The following is a 20014-nucleotide window of genomic DNA, read 5'->3' on the forward strand; positions in this document are numbered from 1 at the left end:
TATCCTTTCATGGTGCCAAGGCACAGGTTTTTTTACATCATTTTACTAGCTACAGGACTGCAAAAATTGGTTGGTTTTTTTATGAATCAAGGTGTAACTAATACTCCTTTGAATCAGTGCCGGTGTGATCTCGTCTTTCGCCAAAACATCATAAACCCCCAAAGCAAAAGCTTTTTCTCTTAGCGCTTGTGTCAGCATGCCTGACAACAGAATAAAAGCACTATTTGAGTTGAGTTGTTGTACCTTTTCAATCAGAACTAAACCATCATCGCCAGCTAAAAGATAATCTATAATGCAAACATCAAATTCTTTTTCGGTGAGCATTGTTAATGCATCAGCAGCATTATTAGCGGTTGATATATTAAAGGTATAATGATCTTCTCGTTCAATGTCTATATTTCTTCGTATAGCATGTAAGTCAACTTCATCGTCATCAACAATTAATAGGTTTATTACGTCTTTATTTTCTAAGAATAGTGATGCGCCTTGAGTTTGCTTTAGTCGCTGCCATGAGTCATGAAGTTGGCTTTTTAAGGTAACAATTTCAGTGATGTCAGTAATATTGATTACGCAACCTAATGCTACGCCATATTGGTCTCGGTATGGCGATATTTTAATTAATCGTTGGCCTTGATTATCAAGTCGATTAACTTGCACACTAATGTCATTATTTGTCTTTAATACTTCCGCTATATCATGAAGTAAATCATCGTAGTCAAGCGCATGAGAAATATGATGGAAAGGACGCCCTATATCACTATCCAATAAATTTACATCATTAACAATTGAAGGAGAAAATTTACGGATCAGTAGTGCTTCATCAAGAAAAATAAAGCCAATATCGGCTGATCTGATTACATTATCAGTATCAAGTTTGCTTTGAAGGGTGAGCTCCATTTTTTCTTGGTATTCACTATTTACAGTATATAACTCCTCATTAACAGACTGTAACTCTTCATTTGTGCTTTGCAATTCTTCATTAGCGGCCATTAACTCTTCATTAGAACTTTGCAGTTCTTCATTGGTTGTTTGCAATTCTTCAACGGTAACCTGTAGATGTTCCTGTTTGGTTCTCAACGCGTCTTCTAAATCAGAAATTATCTGCTTGTTATGATCCTGATTATTATTGTCATCAATGATCATGTTTTCATGATTAAGTTTAGGAGCTATTTTTTCTTGTTCAAAAAGTACGACAAAATAATGACTGGTTAATCTAGGAGAATCTAAATAAAGAACCCTTAGGTTGACACATTGTCTGTCACTATTATCGTCTTGATAATGTATCTTTTCGTAATGCACGTTTGAATTGAGTGACTGCGCTCGATATAACGCTGTAGAAACAGCGACGCTTAAACTTTCAATAATATAGTCTGAAAGTAGCGAGCTAAATTGCCCTGCACTTATTTTTCTAGTGTATGGACTTACATCACCAAAAACGTGAACCACGCTTTGCTCTTCAGATAAAATAATAGCTGGCGGTGAATATTCTTCTATGATTTTTTCTAATACGGGTGAATAATTTGGGCTTTTGGATGATTGCTGGTAGCTTGACAACAGCTGACTAATTGAAGGACTTTTATTGGTCTTCGCATTTTGTTGATCTAGTGGTGGTACTGACTCAATCATCATTTTTGAGTTGTCTATTTTTCGGTAAATACGCTGACGTTCATTCTCAACATGAAAATGCTGTTTCATTTCACCTAATGATTCTGAAGAGCCTAAGAATAAATATCCATCTTTGTTTAGTGAGAAGTGCAACAGAGTAAGGATACGTTTTTGTGCTTTGGGCTGAAAATATATCAATGCATTTCGGCACACGGCTAACTGACAATTAGAGAAAGGAGGATCAGTAAGTAGATTATGTGTAGCAAAAATGACCATTTTACGAATATTAGGTTTGATAACATAGTAGTCATCTTGTATATCAAAGTATTTTTCTAACCGTTCGGAGCTAACGTCATCTTCGATATTTCGCGCAAATCGGCCTAAACCAGCTTCAGCAATGGCATCTGCATCAACATCAGTGGCAAAGACGCGCACCGTCCGGTCAATGTTTTGTTTTGAGAGATATTCATCGATTAAAATAGCGAGACTGTATGCTTCTTCACCGGTTGAGCAGCAGGCACTCCAAATACGCAGAATATCGTCAGGGGATGATTGTTCAATTATGTTTGGGATAACACTGTTTAGAAAGTCATACGCGTCTTCATCTCTGAAAAATCGGGTAACGCCTATTAGCATATCTTTTGCGAGTGTTTGTAATTCTTTAGGGTTTTTTAATAAGTAAGTGTAGTAATCAGTTACACTCTCGACCATATTAATTCCCATTCGCCTTTCTATACGTCTAACGATGGTTTTACCTTTATAGTGGCTGAAGTCAATATCACTTTTGGCTTTTAACAAGCTGTATATATCAGATAACGCATGTTCAATACTTTTGTCGGGTTCAACGACAGGCTTTTCGCCAGAAATCACGGTATGGTTAGTATATTGAGTAATTTTAGTCATCATATTGTCTGCAGTGTCAACTATGTCAGCAAAGCCTGTTTTTACGGCATTAAAAGGCATGCCATCAAAAGTAGCATCGGAGGGCTCTTGAACTATGACTAATCCACCTACTTCTTTGATAGATTTTATGCCTCTTGAGCCGTCGCTGCCTGTACCTGAAAGTATAATAGCAATTGCTTGATTCTGTTGGTCTTCTGCTAGAGAATGAAAAAAAGCATCGATTGGAAAGTTACCTCCTGGCTTTTCCATTTGTTCTACGAGTAATGTATTTCCTTCCGCGAGTATGACATTTTTACGGGGGGGCGCTAAATAGATATGATTGGCTTCGATGAGCGTTCCGTCTTTAAGGTTTTCGATGGGCAAATCAGTATGCTTTGCGAGTAACTCAGGCATCATACTTTTAAAGTTAGGAGATAAATGCTGGATAATAATATAAGCGTGGTTAGTGTCATTAGGAATGGTATTGACAAAAGATCTTAATGCTTCTAGCCCGCCAGCAGAAGCACCAATGCCAATACAGTAATTCGGGGTGATACATGGTGTGTTGTGAACGTCCATTTAGTGATCCTATTTATCTTTCTAAGGCTTATAGTTATCAAATAAGGCTTCGATATCAATTGCGGGTAAGGGTTTGTTATAAAAATAGCCTTGACCTATGACACACTTCATTAGGATAATCTCGTCAAGTATTTCTTTGTTTTCAATGCCTTCAGCTACAACATCAATATTTAATGCATGTGCCATTGCAATCACTGCTTTAGTGATCTCTTGATCACTTTCATCGGTTAAAATATCGCTAATGAAACTGCGATCAATTTTTATTTCTGCAATTGGGTAATTTTTTAAGTGGCTTAAAGAAGAGTAACCTGTGCCAAAATCATCTAACGCTATTTTTATGCCGCAACTAGCAAGTTCTTTTAAAATAAAAGTTACTTCTTTATTATCTTGTAACAAGGTGGTTTCTGTTACTTCGAGTACGAGATTGTTCCCTTGTAACTTATTGTCATCAATGCATTTTAATATAAATTTAATGAGATCAGAGTCTCGAAATTGTTTTGGGCTTAAATTAACCGCCATCGCTACATTTTTAGTTAATTTTCCTGCTGAGATCCAAGCAGCGAGTTGCGTTAATGCTTGCTTAATAACAAATCTTCCGACGGGAATAATTAAACCAATTTCTTCTAATAACGGAATGAATTGTTCAGGCCCAATAAGTAATTCGCCATTTTTTCGCCATCTGAGTAATGCTTCAAGGCCGACAATGGTTTGTTCTGAGTTATTAATTTGTAATTGATAAAAAAGCTCAAACTCTTTCTGACTCACAGCTTTATGCAAGCTATTGCCTAACTCTAAACGATCGCGAGAAATTTTGTCTAAATTCGATGAATAGTACTGAATGGTATTACGACCCATGTCTTTTGCGTGATACATCGCAATATCTGCTTGTTTCATAAGCAGAGAACTTGTAGTTTTTTGTCCTGCAAGGGCGAAACAAATACCGATACTTGATGAGATAAATACTTCCTCAGATTCGATAATGAAGGGTTTATTCATTGCGTTTAAAATTTTGTTAGCAACTGCTGAAGCCACTTCAGAGTCCGCTAATTGTTCGAGTAACACAATGAACTCATCGCCGCCTAACCGCGCGAGAAAGTCTTCCTTACGCAATACCTTTAAAATCCTATTAGCAACAAGCACTAATAACTTATCACCAGCATCGTGTCCCATGGTGTCGTTCACGTTTTTAAAACCGTCTAGGTCTAAACTTAACATGGCCATGGCACCACGGCGTTCTACACGCTCTAGCGAATTGGCGAGCCTATTGGTTAACGCTAATCGATTGGGTAATTTTGTTAAATGGTCAGTCTCGGCTATATCCCTTAAACGTTCTTCAGTATTATGATGAAAAGTGTTGTCGACAATTGAGGCTATAAAGCCAGACAGATTACCTTGCATATCGAATAGCGGTCGAGCTTCAAAGTGGATCCATAATTCTTTTTCATAATTCGTGAAAATACTGCCTTCAAATTCAAAGGTTTGATGACAATTTAACGATTCATATAAGTTGGCTAAAATAGACTCAGCTTGTTCGGTGCTAAATAATTGAGTCCAATTAAGTTTATCAACATCCTGCCGTTCAATACCTAGGGTTTCTAGCCATTTATTGTTTACATATCGCGTATGCCAATTTTCATCCGTTTGAAGAATACCAATAGGTACAAGCTCAGATAACGCTTTGAAGCGTGCCAATTCTAGCTCGTAGCGTTGTTGTACAGAGTGATCTTCGTATTGATCAAGCATTAACACCAGAATGCGAACTTCGCCTGCTTCCATTATTTTTACAATACTACAGGACATATTTAACGGAACATTATCGTGCGTATTTATGGTGATGTGTTGTTTGTTTGCTTGACCAATATGTTGAAAACTTAGCGCGATTCTTAACTTATGCTGATGCTTATGGTGTTCAGGAATAATTTTACTAATGTGCTCATTCACTAATTGACTGTTGTCAAACCCTAATAAGGCCTCTAGGGAAGGGTTTATTCGGGCGATATTTAAATCTTTTTTAAGAATTAAAATTGGGTTAGGTGAAAGCGTCTCTAATAAGGAATAATTTTGCTTGAAACTTGGTTCTAGTTTGGTCAGTTTATGTGCATTAATAGGTGATGCTTTTAGTAAACGTCGCACATGGTTCAGTGCATTAAATAACGGAATATAACGAACAATTTGATTAATATGATAAGGCGATTTAGCGTCAAACAACATAAACATTGCTATAGGCTTTTCTACATCATGAACAGGAAACATTACCGCTTGCCGATTCTCTTCCCCGTGAGGATGAATTTCTGTTAATAGTTCGGCTTCATGCAGTACTGTTGGGCAATTAGCAACATAAGCTTTATAAAGCGGCTTGGTTCTAGTATTAATGGCGAGATGTTGAGTGCAGGGCAATGGTTGAGTACTTAGCGGTGTACTTTCAGCGGCAGCTATTCTTTCAAAATAAGGGGTTCTTTGATCATCAAAAGAAAGTTTAAACGCTAACACATGGCGTGATTCTGATAATTCACATAATAGTTCTGTCACTAATTGAATTAATTGTTTTTCAGATTGTAAATGTTGAAGTTTATTGTGTATGCGATCTACGGCAACCCTTAAGGAGCTATCTTGTCGTCGTGCACTACTTTCAAAGAACTGTATATCCATATTGTGTTCCTACATCATTACTTTACTGCTAATTAAATAATTGGCCGTGTCGCTGTTCCTAACTAAAACAACTGTTCAATATTTAACTATAGTAAAACAAATAGAAAATGGATAATAAAAATTGAATATAACGTTAAAAAACAATTCAAATAAAGTTTTTATAGCCAATAACTTAGCTGAACTTTCTTGATATTAGAACATTCAAACTTCAGAAGATAATCCATTTTATTCCTTAAAGTACCTATTGGCTTATTACGAACTAAAACATCACGGGTTTTCATTGTAGCGAAAAAAAATAATTGTGCGTTTGTACAATTTAAATTAGAAGTATGTAGAAGATGTAGTTATTTATATGGCTATTGTGATCATACTGAGTATAACTTGAACTGAAAGTTGCAATGAAAATATTCAACACTGTTTTAGATTAAATTTACCATCGTTCGTACGACAAAGCAGAAAGTTATCATGACTGTGTTGTTATTGAATAATTAATAGGCTTTACTTGATGAATGTAATCTTTTGTGTTTTTTTATAAGTTGTATAGTCAAGTTTGTTTTTGATAATTAAATCAGCTGGTTGCCATTATATTTTTTACGAATATTCTCGTAAACATTTAATAGTATTGACATGAATTATTACACTCTCAGTGCTTAAATAAACAACTTTATCTGATTTTATTGCCACTATATATACGAACAACATGTGTTGTGTTGTCAGTAATAAAGGGTGGAAGTGACTATGTTTATTAAAAAAGTATTAGTAAGTGCATTAATGATTACAGGTGTTGCCGCGACGGCGCAAGCTGAGAAGTTAACCGCTTCAGATGGCTCAATTGAAACAAGTTTATGTATGGCTGCTGCAAATGGAAATCGCGCGGTGATGCATAACCAGATCAAAGCCTCAGGGTATTCAGCTAAGTTTGTCGCTAAAAATATTGCGTGTAACGGTGAAAATATTTTAGCCTTCGTTGAAAAGCACGGTAAGCGTCCAGAAGTGATGATTCACATGATTGAACGTGGTGAACAACAAGTATCAATTACAGATATTGCTCAACATCAAGCACAAAAATAACAAGGGTAAATACTTTGATATGCTGAAAATTATGCTGAAAATTATGCTGAAAAAGCTCAGTTAGTTGGTTTACGCTAACTGAGCAGCATTCATATTATGTTTATTAAATTTTTGAGTTGGTACTTTCAAATATCTTGTCGGCTGAGGCAGCGACAAATCCCGTATACAATTTACCATTCTCTAAAGGATACCGTTTGGCAAACTCGTAAAAGCATGAGGGAATTTCAACGGTTTGATCAGAAAATTCAACCTTAGCTTTATCCGCCATGGTGGATGATTGTTCTAATTTCACTTCTGCGTTGCCTTTTATCTCACCGCCTGAAGCGTTCAGTGCGTAACCTGCATCTTTCAAGCATTGGTTAACTTGTTCGATGTCATCAAAGTTTTCTAAATAGTTGATGCTAACGGTGAAGTGGTTTGCGCGATACCCCCATGCTGACAACCAAGCGGCATATTCACTTTCTGCTAGCAGGGTTTGGTATTCTTCATAGCTTAACGGCCAGTTTCTACCTGAATACAGTAACTCTGGCGTTGCTACTAATGATGCATCAATATGGTCAACTACTTTATTGATAATAGCTTGAGCTTGCGGAGAAAACTCTTCCACTAATAATTCGCTAATAAACACTTTTGGCAACGTATCATCTTCATGCTCAAAGTGTTTTGCGTATAATTTTTTGGCTTCAAAGTGATACTCCCCACCTTCTTTATAGCCAAGTGCTAATAAATGTTGGGCAAGTTTCTCAATGTTTACTTTTTCGTGGTTAAAGGTGCGATATGCCACATGATCGTTGATCACATCGCTGCCCGAACCTAATAACTGATGAATTTTCTCAGCAGAGGGAGTAACTTGTAAATAATTTTGCCAAATATTATCGAATAATTTTTTTACTTCAACGCTCATGATATCTCTCACTACATTGTATTGGGTGCTAAAAATAACGTGTTTTTAGTATTTAGGGATTAATACGCTTTAACGAAGGCAGTGCTGGCTTCATTAAAGCGTGATCAGTCTTTATTTTATGGTAAGTCCTGGCGATAAGTTTTCAGGTAACGATACGGCGTTAGCTTCTACAGAAGCCACTGGGTATGCACAATAATCTGCTGCATAATAAGCGCTGGCTCTATGGTTGCCACTGTCTCCAATGCCACCAAAAGGTGCGGCGCTACTAGCACCTGTAATTGGCTTGTTCCAGTTAACAATGCCTGCTCTTATACGTGAGAAAAAGTGTTGATAGTCTGCTTCATTGTCTGCAAGTAAACCTGCCGATAAACCAAATGCGGTGTTATTTCCTTCATCAATGGCAGCGTCAAAGTCAGTATAACGATACACTTTTAATAAGGGACCAAAATGTTCTTCATCTGGAATATCTATACCAGTAACATCTAAAATACCTGGTGTTACAAACCCAGTACCTGCCTTTTTATGGGTTAATTCAACTAATGATTTAGCACCAAGTTTGATGAGTTTATCTTGAGCGCTTACTAATCCTAATGCGGCTTTTTCAGAAATCATTGAACCAATAAATGGTTGCTGTTCATCATCATAATAACCAACACTAATGGCTTTTGTTGACTCAATCAGTTTGGCAAGTATTGTATCGCCTTGTTCACCTGATTGAATAAATAGACGACGTGCACAAGTACAGCGTTGACCTGCGCTAATAAAAGCAGACTGTAAAATGTCATGTACTACGGCATCAGTGTTTTTAACATCTTTAATGATTAGCGGGTTATTACCGCCCATCTCTAATGCTAAAATTTTGCCAGGAAGACCACCAAATTGCTCATGCAATAATTTACCTGTTGTTGAGCTGCCGGTAAAAAATAGGCCATCAATTTGTGGATGGTTCGCCAGTGCCTTACCTGTTGAAACTTCACCTTGTACCATATTAAGTACACCTTCGGGAAGCCCGGCTTCTTGCCATAACTTTAAAGTGACCTCTGCCGTTAATGGCGTTAATTCACTAGGCTTAAATACAATAGTATTTCCAGCAATTAATGCAGGCACGATATGGCCATTTGGTAAATGACCAGGGAAATTATAAGGACCGAAAACGGCAACTACGCCATGAGGCTTATGACGAATAAATGCTTTTGCACCAGGCATTGGGTTTTCAACGGTCCCTGTTCTTTCATGATACGCTTTAACTGAAATGGCAATTTTACCGACCATTGCACCCACTTCGGTTCTGGTTTCCCAAAGTGGCTTTCCTGTTTCTTGTGCGATAGTTGTTGCTAATGTTTCTTTGTTATCAGTCAATAACTGAGCAAATTTTTCAGTTAAGGCAATACGTGACTCTACCGATTGAGAGGACCATGGAGTAAATGCATTGCGTGCTGCTTTGATAGCTTGTTCAACTTGTTGCTCACTTGCCGCATTCCCTTGCCATATTTCAGTGTTGTTTGCAGGGTTAACAGAGTTAAAGGCTGAGCCTTGTCCTTCTAGCCATTGGCCATTGATAAATTGTATTGGGTGCGTCATTGTTTTTCCTCATCACGACTGTTGCGTGTATTTTGTTGAATGCGAATGGTGCTGTTAATTTTTTATCACTCTGATCCAGTCACCATCCGAAACATGTAAGCTTTCAGCTACTTGTGGAGTAATTACTGCTTGATGAGCGGTTTCACGCATTAATATCGGTGCTTGTACAGCCCTAAAATCAGCAATTTTGTTGTTACATAAAATATAGTTATCATTGCTATCAACATCACCAACGATAACTTGGCAGCGTAGACTTTCATTAACTGAACGTATATCTCTCGTTTTAGCTTCAACGGTAGGACCGGCATCGAAAATATCAACGTAACCACGTCGGCTAAAACCTTCTGCTTCAAGTAATCTTAATGCTGGTACTGTTTTATCGTGTACTTTATCGATAACTTGTTGCGCTTCTTTACTGAGTAAATTGACATAAATAGGATATTTAGGCATTAATTCAGCAATAAACTCTTTCTTCCCAATGCCTGTTAAATAATCAGCGGTTGGGAAATCCATTGAAAAGAAGTGCTCTTCTAACCAATTCCAAAAAGGGGAACGGCCTTCATCATCAGAAACGCCGCGCATTTCAGCGATAACGGTATCTGAAAAGCGCTCTAAGTGTTCTGCGATAAACAGAAATCGCATTCGCGACAAAAAACGGCCATTGCTATTTTTTCGATGACTTTCTGATAAGAATAGGGTGCATATTTCAGTTGCCCCCGTGTAGTCATTACAAAGCGATAAGGTGTCAACCGTGTTATATACATTCAGCTCTCTAGAGCTATGAACCACTTTACCAACATGATAATGATAAAAAGCATCATCTAGACCAACAGCTGCTTCTATACCACTTGTGCCGACAACTTCTCCAGTGCCGGTATCTTCCATGACAAAAAGGTAGCCTTCATTGCCAGGGGATGACACTTCACGGTGGAATGAAGCTTCCGAATGCGCGATACGCTGTGAAAGTAGTTCTTCATTGACAGGTAATGAGGTAAAACCATGACCTGACTCTACGGCAATCTTATGCAGTGCATCATAGTCGTTATGTCGAATAGGGCGAATAATGATCATATCTACTTCTCAAGATAAATAGAGCCTCTGATAAGAGGCTCATAAAGCTATGCGTTAACGACTTTTGCTACAGCACGCTCAAATCGAGCTAAGCCTTCTTGGATATCTTCATCAGGAATCACTAATGAAGGTGCGAAACGAACGACACTGGCGCCCGCGACAAGAGTCATTACGCCTTCTTCCATCGCAGCAATAAGAAAATCCTTTGCTTTACCTTGGTAGTTATCTGACAATACACCACCAATTAACAAACCTTTTCCGCGAATTTCTTTGAATACATGGTATTTATCATTGATGGCATTTAAGCCTTCGTTATAGATAGCGGCTTTTTGACTTACGCCAGCAAGTACTGCTGAATCTTTCACAGTATCGAACGCTGCTTCAGCAACAGCACATGCTAACGGGTTACCGCCATATGTACTACCGTGTGTACCTATTTTTAAGTGCTTTGCTATTTCAGTAGTAGTAAGCATTGCACCAATTGGAAAGCCACCGCCAAGTGCTTTGGCTGTGGTTAAAATATCAGGTGTTACGCCAAGGCCCATATATGCGTATAAGTCGCCTGTTCTGCCAACACCGGTTTGCACTTCATCAAACACTAATAATGCATTGTGTTGATTACATAATTCACGTACACCTTTCACAAATTCGTCTGTTGGTGAAATAATGCCGCCTTCACCCTGCAAAGGTTCCATCACGATAGCACAGGTTTTTTCTGAAATTAGTGCTTTAACACTTTCTAAGTTGTTATATTCAGCATGTACTACATCACCTGGTTTTGGGCCAAAACCGTCTGAGTATGCAGCTTGACCGCCAACGGTTACGGTAAAAAATGTTCGGCCATGAAAGCCTTGCTTAAACGCGATAATTTGTGTTTTGTGATCGCCATGCACTTCAAGTGCCCAACGGCGGGCAAGTTTTAAAGCTGCTTCGTTAGATTCTGCGCCAGAATTTGCGAAATATACTTTTTCAGCAAATGTATTGTCGACAAGTTTTTTAGCGAGGCGTAGAGCAGGCTCGTTGGTCATTACGTTTGAAAGGTGCCAAAGTTTTTCACCTTGTTCTTTTAAAGCGCCTACTAGTGCTGGATGACAATGTCCTAAACAGTTAACTGCGATGCCGCCGGCAAAATCGATATATTCTTTGCCTTGTTGATCCCAAACGCGAGAACCTTCGCCTCGTACAGGAATTACTGCTGATGGAGAATAATTAGGTACCATAACTTCATCAAATAATTCACGGCTAACCGGTTGGTGATTACTCATTGTCTACTCCTTAAATTCGGAATGTTATCTTATAGGTTTAATACTAATATCAGCTAATGCTATTTTAGTCGTTAAATTACGTTTGTGTGTTTATCTTTGCAGTATAAACTTTGTACACGAAAATACTTGCTATGCTGAGCGTAAATATTGTGCGAAATAGATACGTCAAAGGTAAACATACCAGTGGCATTATGACAGATAAAAAGATAGTTGTCTTGCTTGAATGTGCTTGAAGGCCTTGTAATTCAAGGGGTTTATGGTTTTTATTCAATTATATTGCATAACTATAATTGATAAATGGATTCTATAAATTTGATAGAGCTTGAGTGTATTTGAGCATTTCTTGATACGTTAATAGAAGTTTACATTTCATAAATACTCAAAAAAAATGCTAATTTTATCGTACTTTTGTCGACATTTTTTTAGGTTTTTGTCGCATTTGAACGCAATGTTATAGCATTTTGTATAACTCTTTTTGTGTGCTTAGAGCGGCAAGATAACCTTAAAGAAACCTGTCACCTGTAAAGTTAATTGTTGTATTAAACAAGGACAGTAAGAATTTATAGATGAGCTGCGCAATTGATATCTTACATTAGGGTCTGTAACGTTAAAAGAAGTTGCCTTTAGGTGTGATCAAATGTCAGCTTAATATGATCAATATCTGACTTTTTCAATAGTGCTATTTCTGCTTTAGTCAACTGTACGCTAGTGAGTAATGTTTTCGCTTGTTCTGTAGAGATCATTTCATCGGCTGCTAAATTTCGGTACATCACATACGCCTTGGCTTTAACAATAAGTTGTGCGATGGGTGTCATTGTCTGTAAGTCATTGGTATAGGCAAGATCAAAAATAGGTTCAGTGATCATTAAACGGTCAAAGCGCATTAATTCCACTAGATCAGCACTAACTGCCGCACTTCTTGTGGTCAGTTGTTGATGCATTAATTCAGGTGATAAATCAAATTCAACTAATACATCATGTAAACGTTTATCTTTATTATCAAACGCTTTTTTTACTTCTTCTTTGTGTAAATCATTGTAGGTTTGAATATAACTTCGCGTAACAGCAAGTAAGCCTATATTACTAAACATGGCTGCAGAAAAGGCAGTAAAAGCGTCTAATTTATGGAGCTTTGCGAGTGTTTGTGCAGCAAGAGCGATGGTGAGTGAATCGTTCCATAGTTTTCTTTTCATTGCACCAAAAGGGGAGGTACTTGTCGGTAACCAATGTTTTAACATAAACGTGGGCATGACTAGTTTTAGGTTTTCTAAACCGATGTACGTTAAGGCTAAATTAGCATCGCTCACTTGAACATCTGCGCGCTTTCTGTACTGTGGTTTATTGACGAGTTTGATAAGTTCATCAGCAAGCCAAGGCAGTGATGTTACAAGAGGAGATATCCGTTTCACCGATGCAGCTTTTACGGCTAAAACTTCCATGATGGCGGGAGCCGCATCTTCTATCTGTAATAGATTGGTATATAGGCTTTCTTTTTGATCGAAGGCACTGTTTACCTGCGTATTCACTCGGGTAAAGAATTTGCTCATCATTTGATGTTTAAAATGACTTTTACCGTGCTCTTCAATGAGCCTGTCTTTATTTGCTTGTTCTTCTACGGCTAATAACTCTCTTCTTCGATTTTCTTGTTCACTGTTCTGTTTGGCAATAACCGAAGTTGCATTATGCTCACGCTCGACATATTCCTTCCCTATAGTTAGTGCAATTGCTTTTTGGTATATCGGTGAAAGGAGTTCGTTATCTTCAAATATTTTCATGGGTATCTATTTTTCAGCGTGACATCTTGCTATCGGCATCAGTAGCATAACGTTTAATTTTATGGGTTTAAACACAATTATAGAGGTTGTTGCGAAAGAAAGTTTTTTAATAATTGATGGCCTTGCTCAGTTAACACTGATTCCGGGTGAAATTGTACACTGGTAAGAGCGAGCTCTTTATGCGTTAGTGCCATTATTTCATCAATTTCGCCTTGCTCGTTCTCTGTCCATGCTGTTATTGCTAGCGTTGCTGGTAGGCTGTGCTTATCGACGATTAGTGAATGGTATCTAGTGACATTCAATGGTTGATTTAATGTTGTAAAAAGAGAATTCCCTCGATGATGCACTTGGCTCGTTTTGCCGTGCATAACGTGGCGTGCTTTGATTATTTTTGCACCAAAATATTGTGCAATACATTGATGTCCCAAGCAAACACCTAAAATTGGAATTTTGCCTGCAAAGTGTTTAACAACGTCAAGTGAGATACCAGCTTTGTCGGGATCACAGGGGCCAGGTGATATTACAATATACTGGGGTGAAAGCTGCTTAATGGCTTTAATGGTGATTTCATCATGACGAAAGACTAATACCCGCTGCTCGAGCGATTCAAAATAATGTACGAGATTAAAGGTAAAAGAATCGTAATTGTCGATCATTAATATCACAAAGAAACCTTATCGGAACAAGCAAGAAAACCGCGGCTATTCTAAAGTGATAGCGTTGATAATTCATCAACTATTTTGTGCCTGAGGTATTCATTTGTAGGTTTGATATAGTTCAAGCGCGTTTAGTGTCACGTTAACCCCATACGTCTTCTAAATGATAGTAATTGTGCTTGTGCTTGACTCATTGATGTAATGTTAAAATTTACCTGTTCACCTGGACGTTTTTGACTTAAACGCATGACATCGGTATGTATCACCACACCAAGTACCGGGTAACCGCCGATTGTTTGTCGTGCTTTCATTAAAATGATCGGTTGGCCATCAGGGGGTAATTGAATGGTGCCTAATGTCACTGGCTTTGATAATTCTGTTTTTGAGGATCCTTCAAGTGGCTCACCTGTAAGCCGATAACCCATTTTGTCGCTGTTCGTTGAGATTTGAAATATTTGAGTTAAAAATTCATGTTGATGTGTTTGTGTCCATGCATTAAACAAATTACTTGGAATAAACCTAAGTGTTAATGACTCTTTTTGCGATTGATGAAAAAGGTTTCTATCTTGGTTTGGCTTGCTACTGATAACTTTTTCATGTTTACTTTCCGTGGCTTTATTTGCTGATAAAGTAAATGCTTGCCCTTTATAAATGGGCTGAATGTGGCCTTTTATGTTACGTTCATTAGGTGTGTAACTCGCACTTCCTAGCCAGCTGCTGCAATCGAATCCGCCTTGTACACTAAGGTAGGTATATAGCATGTTACGGGGTGTTCGTAATTGTAATACATCACCTTTTGCTATGTTTAATAGCTGGTTATTTAATACGCTACGATTGTTTAGTCGTGAATGGCAATCTGCTCCTGTTAACATAAGGGTGCATGGCTGATTGAACTTAAAAGTAACATTACCTAAAAATATTTCAAAAACTGGTGTGTTAGCTTGATTTTCGAGAAGTAAATTGGCAAGCAAAAAGCTATATTCATCAGCAGCACCAGATGCACTAAAACCTAGATGCTGGGCTGATGGACGACCTAAATCTTGTATAGAAATGTTTTTCGTACATTCTGCAACAGTGATCATAAACAATCAACCTCATCAAGACTACCGCCCAAAGCGATAAATTTCTCTTTCGAAATCGCGGTAAAACGAACCACTTGGCCTAAATTAATCGTTGGCACAAATAATTGCTTTTGTGTTGTATACATTGCCATAGGTGTGTAGCCGATGATATGCCACCCTCCAGGGCTCGTATTTGGATATACAGCTGTTTGTTGTCCAGCAATTGCTACAGCACCTTTGGGTACGTTAGTGCGGGGTGTTGCTCGCCTTGGTAATTGCAGTTGTTTTACTAATGATGCTAAATAGCAAAACCCTGGTGTAAAACCATGTGCGTAAGCAATGTAGGTATTGGCACTATGGTGTTCAATAACGTCTTTAACACTTAACGACAATTGACTCGCTACATCGTTTAAATCGGCACCGTGGTAATACACTGGAATATTAAGTTCCGGCATATTGCTGGTATCGTCTCGTGACAGCGTGGAATTGGCAGTATGCTCAATGATGGTCTCAAGTAATTGTGAGTAGGTGAGTAAATCAAAGCGATAATAAATGAGCAAGCTACTGTAACTTGACACCATCTCAATTACTTTATACGACAGTGAAGCGTTTAAAGCCGTTTTTAATTGATGAATTGCCTGTTGAATGGTTGGCGAAATAGTTTCTTGCCATTCAACAAGTACCGCATCTTCAGCGATAGCTGAAATTTCAACTTGTTCAGCAGTGTTCATTTAGTAGCTGTCTTATTTGTTTGACGAGGGTAACCGCGTGTTGGTTATCACCATGAATACACAAACTATCTACAGTTATCGGTAACGCTTGACCTGACACTGACAATAGCTTCCCTGTTTTTAGTAATTGCGCAATATTTTGCTGAATGTGAGTTGCATCATGTATTGTTGCGTTAGCTTGTGTGCGAGGGACTAACAGACCGCTATCTTGATAGTTTCTATCTGCAAAAGCTTCTGTTATTAAGCTGATATTGTATTTTGCCGCAACTTGTTGAAATTTACTCATCTCAGGTAGCGCCTGTATCATGAGTGAAACATCGGTAAACAAATTGTTTATTACTTGGCAAATCACAGTAAAAATATCGAGATCTTTCATCATATCATTGTACAAAGCGCCATGTGGTTTTACATAGCGTAGTTGACCATCGTTAATTTTACATAATTGCGCAAATGCGGCTAATTGATAATGCAATACCGCTTCAAGTGAATTTTGGGGTAACACCATGGTTTTCCTGCCAAAGTTTTCTTTATCTGGGTAACTGGGGTGAGCACCAATATAAACCTTGTTTTTTATGGCGAGCTTTATGGTGTGATCGATAGTTTGCGGATCCGATGCATGCAAACCACAGGCTATATTTGCCTGATCTATGTATGGCATCAACAACGCATCATTGTGATGTACTTTTTCACCTAGGTCGCAATTAAGAAGTAGTGTCATATTAATGTGAATTTAAAACCAGGTCTGATTGTGGAATAGCGCTGCATGCTAATATATAACCTTGTTGTTTTTCTTCATCGGTTAAGCCATCGTCAGCTAATTGCTTTACCTCACCACTTTCAAGCTTGATTTTGCATCGGCCACACATACCGCCGCGACAAGAGTACGGTAATATCAATCCTGCGGCTTCTCCTTGATCTAAAATTGGTTCTTGGGTGTTTCCTTTGTGGAAGGTATCCCAAGAATCAAAACGTAAATTTACTTTTTTAGGAATTGCTTTTGTGGGCTTCGTTTGTGCTACTTGCTCAGGGGGGTTTTGAGTATTAGGTTTCATCGCTTTTGATGGCTTGCAGTATATTGGCGCATCTTGCTGTTTAATTATCGTTATGTTGTCACCTTGGCGAATAACGCCTTTATTAAGTGCCACCATGTTTTGGCCGAAAATAACGTCACCATTTTCCATTTGGCGGTATTGCTTTAAGGTATTTAACGGTTCCTGCTTGCTGTGTTTTTCACCTGTACTTGGGTCAACTGTGGTAAATATGCAACGGCTACATGGCTTAGTGATTTCAAATTCAACTTCACCAATACGGATATGTTTCCATGTGTCTTCGGCAAATGTCTCACTATTTTTTACGACAATATTTGGTCTAAACTGGCTCATACTGACCTGATGCCCCGTTAAGCGCTGGTTAAGATCATCTAGCGTTGCCTGTGTGGAAATAAGTAATGGGTAACCATCAGCAAAGGCCACTTGATTGTTTCTGTTTTTAACAAAGCGAGTTGAACGCTCAGCAAAGAAGTGCAACTGGCAGGGTATGCCTAAATATTGACTAAACCATTTATCGTAGTGTTGATGGCAATATAGCGCTTCGATGTCGTCATTCCATACCGTTACGTTATGATATTGTTCACTAAACTTCGCGACTATCACTTCGAGTACTGGCATGTCTGGCGCAGTTAACACTAACCCTTCGGGAGTTATATTGACGTTAATTAAGCATAGTGTCGGTTGTGTTCTAGCGGTGATAAATTGACCCTCTAATGTTGTTAAAACAAAACGACGATCAAAGCTTAACCCATAATTATCAACCCAAGCATGCGATAAACTAATACCCGATGCTGATTTTATTGGGTAGATATGTAACGACTGAACTTCTAGGTTAGGCACAATAATTCCTTTAGGTTTCTTTGTTATGATTTTGGCAAACAGAGTGCGTAAGTGCAATTGTAATTAAATGAATTATTAAGGAATTATTCGTATATATCGACAAAGGGTCATTTAATGGTGAGTTTATGGGTGATATCGGGTATATTGCTGACCATTACTGGGGCTCCCCGATAGATAGGAATTGTATGCATCTTCATATACTTGGCATTTGTGGTACTTTTATGGGCGGTATCGCAGCAATTGCAAAGCAGCTCGGTCACCGTGTAACGGGTTGTGATGCAAATGTTTACCCTCCAATGAGTACACAATTGGCTGCATTAGGTATTGAATTAAATCAAGGTTATCACGTTGAACATTTAAATGACGAACCGGATTTAGTGATAGTGGGTAATGCCATGTCTCGTGGAAATGAGATGGTTGAACACATTCTTGATCGAAATATTCCCTATATATCTGGGCCGCAATGGTTGTTAGAGAACGTCTTAAAAGATCGTTGGGTATTGGCAGTTTCAGGTACGCATGGCAAAACAACAACAAGCTCAATGCTTACGTGGATATTAGAATACGCCAAACTAACCCCTGGTTTTTTAGTTGGCGGTGTGTTGCAAAACTTTAGTTGCTCTGCTCGATTAGGCAATTCACCTTTTTTTGTTATCGAAGCTGATGAATACGATACGGCTTTTTTCGATAAACGCTCTAAATTTGTCCATTATCGACCACGAACGTTAGTGATCAACAATCTTGAGTTTGATCATGCTGATATTTTTAATGACTTAAGTGATATACAAAAACAATTTCATCACTTAATACGCATGGTACCAAGTAATGGTTTGGTACTTGCTCCAGCAAATGACGGTGCCATTGAAGAAACCCTTTCAATGGGGTGTTGGACACCAACAGAGTTTAGCGTTGATGATGTTAATCACCACCAAGGCTGGCATGCTGAAAAGCTCACGTCTGACGGTAGTCAATTTGTTGTCCGTTTTAAAGACGACATTCAAGGTACGGTTAATTGGTCGTTAATTGGCGACTTTAATATTGATAATGGCTTAATGGCGATCGCTGCTGCGCGCCATGCGGGTGTACCAAGTAAAGTAGCGATAGAAGCCCTCTCGGAATTTGTTAATACAAAACGTCGGTTAGAGTTACGCGGTGAGATAAATCAGATAAAAGTATTTGATGACTTTGCTCACCATCCTACAGCGATTGAAAAAACATTAAGTGCTGTTCGAGCAAATGTAGGAGAAGGGCGTATTCTTGCCGTGTTAGAGCCAAGATCGAACACGATGAAGTCAGGTGTACATAAAGATACCTTGGCTAAATCACTCTCAGAAGCTGATCTATCATTTGTTTATCAAGGAGATAAAATAACATGGTCGGTCGATAAGCTTATTCAAAATTGCCAACAGCCGTGTATTGTTGATAATGACTTATCGCGTTTTACCACTGCAATCATTGATCATGCGCAAGCTGGTGATACCATTGTGGTTATGAGTAATGGTGGTTTCGGTGGCATTCATGAGCAGTTGTTAACTGCATTAGCAACTAAATAATTGAGGTAATGATGAGCAATTTTACAGGAAAAATTACGTTAGCGATCACTGGCGCTTCCGGCTCACCGTATGCGTTAAGGCTCATTGAATGTCTTGTTGCGTCGAATTATCAAATTTATTTGTTGGTATCGAGTGCTGCCCGAGTGGTGCTTGATACGGAAGTTTCTTTGAAACTGCCTGCTGCACCAGACGCTGCCACATCATTGTTAACGTCACATTTTGATGCAAAAGCAGAGCAAATTACGGTGTTTGGTAAAGAGCAATGGTTTTCTCCTGTTGCTTCTGGCTCTGCGGCGCCTAAAACCATGATAGTTTGTCCATGTTCCACTGGCACATTAGCCGCCATTAGCCAAGGTATGAGTGATAATTTAATTGAGCGAGCCGCTGATGTGGTGATCAAAGAGCGTGGTCAGTTGATTTTAGTACCGAGAGAAACACCATTTTCGACTATACACTTGCAGAATATGCTGACGCTTTCGCAAATGGGCGTTACTATTATGCCAGCAGCGCCTGGCTTTTATCATAACCCTCAATCAATTAACGATTTAGTTGATTTTATGGTTGGTAGGTTACTTGACCATTTAAATATACCTCAAACCATCATGCCTCGTTGGGGCTACCAAAAATAAGTAATTCTTATATCTATTTGTATTAGGCGTTTACCGTAAAATTATTCTCGTCTATCTCAACTATATTGAAATTTTGTATACAACTGTGCTTTAGTGTTTACTATAACTGTTAA

General features: G+C 38.4%; 15 protein-coding genes. 3 read left to right on the plus strand and 12 right to left on the minus strand.

Annotated elements, in window-relative coordinates; all coding sequences use genetic code 11:
* Window positions 1-45: 45 nt before the first annotated feature.
* A complete protein-coding gene (locus BI291_RS04245) occupies window positions 46-3066 on the minus strand; it encodes a chemotaxis protein CheB (RefSeq protein ID WP_074496500.1) in 3021 nt (1006 codons plus the stop codon).
* Between the two features lie 21 nt (window positions 3067-3087).
* A complete protein-coding gene (locus BI291_RS04250) occupies window positions 3088-5715 on the minus strand; it encodes a bifunctional diguanylate cyclase/phosphodiesterase (protein WP_074496501.1) in 2628 nt (875 codons plus the stop codon).
* A gap of 738 nt (window positions 5716-6453) precedes the next feature.
* Between BI291_RS04250 and BI291_RS04255 the strand changes: the two genes are divergently transcribed.
* Window positions 6454-6786, plus strand: coding sequence for a DUF3718 domain-containing protein (locus BI291_RS04255; RefSeq protein ID WP_074496502.1), 333 nt, complete (start codon window positions 6454-6456; stop codon window positions 6784-6786).
* A gap of 103 nt (window positions 6787-6889) precedes the next feature.
* Here the strand turns inward: BI291_RS04255 and BI291_RS04260 are convergent, their stop codons facing one another.
* The 10 genes from BI291_RS04260 to BI291_RS04305 all read right to left on the minus strand — a co-directional run bounded on the left by BI291_RS04260 (window position 6890) and on the right by BI291_RS04305 (window position 17719).
* The gene (locus BI291_RS04260; RefSeq protein WP_074496503.1) at window positions 6890-7690 is read right to left on the minus strand and encodes a DUF1338 domain-containing protein; all 801 of its coding nucleotides are present in this window, start codon (window positions 7688-7690) and stop codon (window positions 6890-6892) included.
* Window positions 7691-7801: 111 nt separating this feature from the next.
* A complete protein-coding gene (gene astD / locus BI291_RS04265) occupies window positions 7802-9271 on the minus strand; it encodes a succinylglutamate-semialdehyde dehydrogenase (protein WP_074496504.1) in 1470 nt (489 codons plus the stop codon).
* Window positions 9272-9325: 54 nt separating this feature from the next.
* Window positions 9326-10342: an arginine N-succinyltransferase gene (gene astA / locus BI291_RS04270; protein ID WP_074496505.1), complete on the minus strand. Its 1017-nt coding sequence runs from the start codon at window positions 10340-10342 to the stop codon at window positions 9326-9328.
* A 47-nt stretch (window positions 10343-10389) separates the two neighbouring features.
* Entirely contained in the window at window positions 10390-11607 is a 1218-nt protein-coding gene (locus tag BI291_RS04275; RefSeq protein ID WP_074496506.1) for an aspartate aminotransferase family protein, read from the minus strand.
* A 623-nt stretch (window positions 11608-12230) separates the two neighbouring features.
* A complete protein-coding gene (locus BI291_RS04280) occupies window positions 12231-13382 on the minus strand; it encodes an HDOD domain-containing protein (RefSeq protein ID WP_074496507.1) in 1152 nt (383 codons plus the stop codon).
* 77 nt (window positions 13383-13459) lie between these two features.
* The gene (locus BI291_RS04285) at window positions 13460-14047 is read right to left on the minus strand and encodes an aminodeoxychorismate/anthranilate synthase component II (protein WP_074496508.1); all 588 of its coding nucleotides are present in this window, start codon (window positions 14045-14047) and stop codon (window positions 13460-13462) included.
* A gap of 128 nt (window positions 14048-14175) precedes the next feature.
* A complete protein-coding gene (locus BI291_RS04290) occupies window positions 14176-15120 on the minus strand; it encodes a biotin-dependent carboxyltransferase family protein (RefSeq protein WP_074496509.1) in 945 nt (314 codons plus the stop codon).
* A complete protein-coding gene (gene pxpB / locus BI291_RS04295; protein ID WP_074496510.1) occupies window positions 15117-15830 on the minus strand; it encodes a 5-oxoprolinase subunit PxpB in 714 nt (237 codons plus the stop codon). Before pxpB ends, BI291_RS04290 begins: the two co-directional genes overlap by 4 nt.
* Entirely contained in the window at window positions 15817-16548 is a 732-nt protein-coding gene (locus tag BI291_RS04300) for a 5-oxoprolinase subunit PxpA (protein WP_074496511.1), read from the minus strand. Before BI291_RS04300 ends, pxpB begins: the two co-directional genes overlap by 14 nt.
* Window position 16549: 1 nt before the next feature.
* A complete protein-coding gene (locus tag BI291_RS04305) occupies window positions 16550-17719 on the minus strand; it encodes a YcbX family protein (RefSeq protein ID WP_083601897.1) in 1170 nt (389 codons plus the stop codon).
* A gap of 185 nt (window positions 17720-17904) precedes the next feature.
* On the opposite strand from BI291_RS04305, the gene mpl reads away from it, so the two are divergent.
* Complete coding sequence (mpl, locus tag BI291_RS04310) at window positions 17905-19272, plus strand: UDP-N-acetylmuramate:L-alanyl-gamma-D-glutamyl-meso-diaminopimelate ligase (RefSeq protein ID WP_074496512.1); 1368 nt, start codon at window positions 17905-17907, stop codon at window positions 19270-19272.
* A gap of 8 nt (window positions 19273-19280) precedes the next feature.
* Window positions 19281-19901 (plus strand): flavin prenyltransferase UbiX, encoded by a 621-nt coding sequence (locus BI291_RS04315; protein ID WP_074496513.1) that lies wholly within the window; start codon window positions 19281-19283, stop codon window positions 19899-19901.
* Window positions 19902-20014: the final 113 nt, after the last annotated feature.

The sequence above is a fragment of the Thalassotalea sp. PP2-459 genome, assembly GCF_001913705.1.
In the GTDB taxonomy this organism is placed as follows: domain Bacteria; phylum Pseudomonadota; class Gammaproteobacteria; order Enterobacterales; family Alteromonadaceae; genus Thalassotalea_C; species Thalassotalea_C hakodatensis.

Excerpts from the sequence above, each read along its gene's own strand:
- astD (WP_074496504.1), bottom strand. The coding sequence starts at position 9,271 with ATGACGCACCCAATACAATTTATCAATGGCCAATGGCTAGAAGGACAA.
- BI291_RS04280 (WP_074496507.1), bottom strand. The coding sequence starts at position 13,382 with ATGAAAATATTTGAAGATAACGAACTCCTTTCACCGATATACCAAAAA.
- BI291_RS04255 (WP_074496502.1), top strand. The coding sequence starts at position 6,454 with ATGTTTATTAAAAAAGTATTAGTAAGTGCATTAATGATTACAGGTGTT.
- BI291_RS04275 (WP_074496506.1), bottom strand. The coding sequence starts at position 11,607 with ATGAGTAATCACCAACCGGTTAGCCGTGAATTATTTGATGAAGTTATG.
- BI291_RS04250 (WP_074496501.1), bottom strand. The coding sequence starts at position 5,715 with ATGGATATACAGTTCTTTGAAAGTAGTGCACGACGACAAGATAGCTCC.
- mpl (WP_074496512.1), top strand. The coding sequence starts at position 17,905 with ATGCATCTTCATATACTTGGCATTTGTGGTACTTTTATGGGCGGTATC.
- BI291_RS04315 (WP_074496513.1), top strand. The coding sequence starts at position 19,281 with ATGATGAGCAATTTTACAGGAAAAATTACGTTAGCGATCACTGGCGCT.
- BI291_RS04290 (WP_074496509.1), bottom strand. The coding sequence starts at position 15,120 with ATGATCACTGTTGCAGAATGTACGAAAAACATTTCTATACAAGATTTA.
- BI291_RS04245 (WP_074496500.1), bottom strand. The coding sequence starts at position 3,066 with ATGGACGTTCACAACACACCATGTATCACCCCGAATTACTGTATTGGC.
- BI291_RS04300 (WP_074496511.1), bottom strand. The coding sequence starts at position 16,548 with ATGACACTACTTCTTAATTGCGACCTAGGTGAAAAAGTACATCACAAT.
- BI291_RS04260 (WP_074496503.1), bottom strand. The coding sequence starts at position 7,690 with ATGAGCGTTGAAGTAAAAAAATTATTCGATAATATTTGGCAAAATTAT.
- pxpB (WP_074496510.1), bottom strand. The coding sequence starts at position 15,830 with ATGAACACTGCTGAACAAGTTGAAATTTCAGCTATCGCTGAAGATGCG.
- astA (WP_074496505.1), bottom strand. The coding sequence starts at position 10,342 with ATGATCATTATTCGCCCTATTCGACATAACGACTATGATGCACTGCAT.